The organism is Actinoplanes sp. NPDC048791 (genome assembly GCF_040650095.1).
Classification (GTDB): Bacteria; Actinomycetota; Actinomycetes; order Mycobacteriales; family Micromonosporaceae; genus Actinoplanes.
On sequence record NZ_JBEZGQ010000891.1, the window covers coordinates 1 to 3,432 of the forward strand.

Below are 3,432 nucleotides of genomic sequence, written 5' to 3' on the forward strand. Positions count from 1 at the left end.
CCGGCGGGCTTCGTCGATGGGTACGGGATCAGCCGGGAACCTTGGCGACCACGAAGACCGACTGGCCGAACGGCGGCTTCACGATGCTCTCGGCGGCCTTGGTGATCGGCAGCACGACGCTGTCGTAGACCTTGACCATCGGGCCCTCCTTCGGCGCCAGCTTGAAGATGCTGGTCGCGCCGTAGTAGCCGATGAGGCCCAGGGCGTTCGCGTAGTGCAGCTTCTCGATGGTCAGGCCGGCCTCGGTCATGGCGGCGCGCATCGTCTTCTTGGTGTAGCGGCGGATGTGGCCCGTCGCGATGTCGACCTGGCTCATCGCGAACATGAAGGCCGGCACGATGAGGATGATCCGGCCGCCCGGGCGCACCAGGTCGGCCATGCTGCGCAGTGCGCCGACGTGGTCCTCGATGTGCTCGAGGACGTTGTACGACACGGCGGCGCTGTACTCACCGTTCGCCTCGGGCGAGGGCAGCAGCATCTGCCGCACGTCGATGTTGTCGTGGTCGGCCAGGCGCTCCTTGAGCTGCACCAGCCGGTCGGGGTCGGCCTCGGTCGCGGTGAAGCGGGGCAGGTGCTCCGCCCACTCCAGTGCGTAGTCGCCCAGGCCGCTGCCGATCTCGATCGGGTTGTCGCCCAGGTACGGGAGAGCGAGCTCCACGAACCACCGACGGTGGTTCACGGCCGTGGCGAGGCCTTCGAGCACTTCGGACTGGATCCGCTGGTCTCCAGTGATGTCTGCCATAAGTAAGGTTCCCTCGTCTTGCCGATCCGAGCTGACAGCGGGACCGGAAGAGTTAACCATCCGCTGCGCGCAACCGAAAGTTGAGCGGGGGGCGCCCGCTCATTTTTTGCCTGATTGAGACATTGACCCGTGGGTACCCACCGGCCTTACCCATCATGCACTGTGCGGGCCAGTGAGCGGAAATACATGCTTAGATATCGGGTCGATCACGCCTGCGCCGCCCGTCACAACACTGTTACCAACCTCGGTTAGGCTCGCCGATGCTATGACGATTACGGGTATTGACTCGACAGGTCAGTCGGCCGGCGGGAACGTTCTGCCGCCCGACCCCGCCGCCGACGCCGAAGACCTGGACGCGGAGCTGCGCGCGCTGGAAAGCGAGGTCGCCGCCGCGCCGATCCCGGTCATACCCGCTGTTGACGGTTCGGTCACACCCGCCGTCGACGTCGAGGTCGGCGGGCAGCCGGAGCCGGCGCCGCGGCCCCGGTGGTGGCGGTCTCTCACCTGGCGAGATGTTCTCGCAATAGTCACCTTCATTGCGGTAGCGGTCTTCATCACAGCCCCGTTGTGGCTCAATCTTGATCATGAGTTGCGCGATGATCCTCAGGATCAGGCATTCTTTGAGTGGATGTTGGCGCACGGTGCACGCGTGCTCACGGATGGCGTTTATCCGTTCTTCTCGGATCGCATGAATTACCCCGATGGGGTGAACATGATGGCCAACACGTCGGTGTTGGCCGTTTCGCTGCCGATGACGCCCGTCACTGCCATCTTCGGGCCGCATGTGGCGTTCAACGCGTTTCTTACGCTGGCCTTGGCAGTCACCGGTATTTCGTGGTATTTCGTGCTGTCCCGCCAGTTCGTCAGCTCCCGGCTGGCGGCGTGGGTCGGCGCGCTGTTCGCCACCTTCGCGCCGAGCATGATCTCGCACGCCGGCGGCCACCCGAACATCGTCTCGCAGTTCCTGGTGCCGCTGATCATCTGGCGCACGCTCGCGCTGCGGACACCGGGCCGGACGGTCCGCAACGGGCTGCTGCTCGCGGGCCTGCTGGTCTGGCAGGCGTTCATCAACCTCGAGATCCTCTTCATGACCGCGGTCGGGCTGGGCATCTTCTGCGTAGTGATGGCCGTCACGCGGCGCCGCAGTCAGCCGGGTGAGATCGCCACCTTCGTACGCGGGCTCGGTGTCGCGGCCGGTGCCACGCTGGCCGCGCTGGCCTACCCGCTCTACGTGCAGTTCTTCGGGCCGCAGAGCTACCACGGGCTGCCCGAGTTCGTCCGCTACTTCGGGGCCGACCTGGGCTCCTTCACCGCGTACGCGCAGCGCTCCATTGCCGGAAACAGCGTGACCGCGGGCCGCCTCGCCCAGAACGCCGCCGAGGAGAACGCGTTCTTCGGCTGGGGCCTGGTCATCCTCTTCTTCGGCCTGGTCGCCTGGATGCGTCGCAGCGTGACGATCGTGACCCTGGCCGGCGTGGCCCTGTTCTTCGGCGCGATGTCTCTCGGCCCGCGCATCCGGCTCAACGGCATCGACACCGGCGTCCCCGGCCTGTGGTCGCTGCTGCACAGCGTCCCGATCCTCAACTCGGCCGTGCCGACCCGCTGGGCCCTGGCGATCGCTCCGATCGTCGCCATCATGCTGGCGCTGGGCTGCCAGCGCGCCTCGGACCTGATGAAGGCCCAGCCGGCCGCCCGCGGCCCGGTCCGGGTGGCCATGATCACCGCGGTGGCCATGGCCCTGGTCCCGCTCACGCCGACCCCGCTGCGCACGACCCCGATGGACCCGGTCCCCGCGTTCGTGACCTCGGGCGCCTGGAAGCAGTACGTGGACGAAGACCACACGCTGGTCGCCCTGCCCTTGCCGGACAGCTCATACCCGGACCCGCTGCGCTGGAGTGCCTACACGGGCCAGGACATGCGGATCGTCAGCGCGTACGCCCTGCTGCCGAGCCGCAACCCGCTCGACCCGACGGACCGCTCGGCCCAGTTCGCCCCGCCGTGGCGCCCGACCAGCGGCCTGATGGCGTCGATCAAGCAGGGCAACCCGATCCCGGAGATCACCGAGACCCGGCGCGAGATGACCCTGGCCGACCTGCGGTACTGGAAGGCCGGGGTGGTGGTGCTGACCCCGCAGGTCCGCGACATCGAGATGCTGCGGGCGATGACCCAGCTGCTGGGCTTCCAGCCGACGTGGACCGGCGGCGCCTGGGTCTGGAACGTCCGCAACCTCGTCGACGCGGAGAAGGTCGACCAGTAAGCGCGGCCCGAGGTCGCCGCCTAGCTGTAGTGACTAGGACCGTTGTTGACGCGGCTGATGGGTGGCTGGCCTCCGAGCGCGGTGTGGGGGCGGTGGTGGTTGTAGGTGTGGAGCCATTCTGGCAGGGCGTCGGCGCGGTCCTGGCTGCTGGTGAAGGGCCGGGAGTAGATCCATTCGTCGCACATGGTGCGGTTGAAGCGTTCGGCTTTGCCGTTGGTCTGGGGCCGGTAGAAGCGGGTGAAGCGGGCTTGCGCGCCGAGCTCGGTCAGGGCGTCGCGCCAGGCGTGGCCGCGGCGGTAGGCCATCGCGTTGTCGGTCATGACGCGTTCGATGGTTGAGATGCCGAGGGCGGCGAAGTGGGCGGCGGCGCGGTGCAGGAAGCCGGCGCAGGTGGTGGTTTTCTCATCGGGGTGGATTTCGGCGTAGGCCAGGC

Annotated in this window: 4 protein-coding genes; 1 reads left to right on the top strand and 3 read right to left on the bottom strand. The window is 67.5% G+C overall.

The annotated features are described in order from the left end of the window. Nucleotides 1-28: 28 nt before the first annotated feature. A complete protein-coding gene (locus tag AB0C29_RS39165) occupies nt 29-742 on the bottom strand; it encodes a class I SAM-dependent methyltransferase (protein ID WP_360831648.1) in 714 nt (237 codons plus the stop codon). A 235-nt stretch (nt 743-977) separates the two neighbouring features. Beyond that, entirely contained in the window at nt 978-1,328 is a 351-nt protein-coding gene (locus AB0C29_RS39170) for a hypothetical protein (protein WP_360831651.1), read from the bottom strand. Between the two features lie 102 nt (nt 1,329-1,430). Here AB0C29_RS39170 and AB0C29_RS39175 point away from each other — a divergent pair, with 102 nt between their 5' ends. After that, complete coding sequence (locus AB0C29_RS39175) at nt 1,431-2,999, top strand: hypothetical protein (RefSeq protein ID WP_360831654.1); 1,569 nt, start codon at nt 1,431-1,433, stop codon at nt 2,997-2,999. A gap of 20 nt (nt 3,000-3,019) precedes the next feature. On the opposite strand, the gene AB0C29_RS39180 is transcribed toward AB0C29_RS39175, so the two are convergent. Then, nucleotides 3,020-3,432 (bottom strand): integrase core domain-containing protein (locus AB0C29_RS39180; RefSeq protein WP_360831657.1); only part of this gene is annotated, 413 nt, incomplete at its 5' end.

Excerpts from the sequence above, each read along its gene's own strand:
- AB0C29_RS39165 (WP_360831648.1), bottom strand. The coding sequence starts at position 742 with ATGGCAGACATCACTGGAGACCAGCGGATCCAGTCCGAAGTGCTCGAA.
- AB0C29_RS39170 (WP_360831651.1), bottom strand. The coding sequence starts at position 1,328 with ATGATCAAGATTGAGCCACAACGGGGCTGTGATGAAGACCGCTACCGC.
- AB0C29_RS39175 (WP_360831654.1), top strand. The coding sequence starts at position 1,431 with ATGAATTACCCCGATGGGGTGAACATGATGGCCAACACGTCGGTGTTG.